Source organism: Streptomyces sp. NRRL WC-3605 (assembly GCF_001509795.1).
Classification (GTDB): domain Bacteria; phylum Actinomycetota; class Actinomycetes; order Streptomycetales; family Streptomycetaceae; genus Streptomyces; species Streptomyces viridochromogenes.
In genome coordinates this window covers 1-211 of record NZ_LLZN01000032.1, presented here as the reverse complement: position 1 = coordinate 211, position 211 = coordinate 1, and the positions used below count along the sequence as shown (strand labels likewise).

The following is a 211-nucleotide window of genomic DNA, read 5'->3' as shown; positions in this document are numbered from 1 at the left end:
CAGGCGTCAGTCCGTATACATCGCCTTACGGCTTCGCACGGACCTGTGTTTTTAGTAAACAGTCGCTTCTCGCTGGTCTCTGCGGCCACCCCCAGCTCAGAGCGCAAAGCTCATCACCGGTTGTGGCCCCCCTTCTCCCGAAGTTACGGGGGCATTTTGCCGAGTTCCTTAACCATAGTTCACCCGAACGCCTCGGTATTCTCTACCTGAC

General features: G+C 56.9%; 1 rRNA gene. It reads right to left on the bottom strand.

Annotation, left to right across the window (positions count from 1 at the left end):
• A 23S ribosomal RNA gene (locus ADL34_RS05660) occupies positions 1-211 on the bottom strand; the annotation flags it as partial.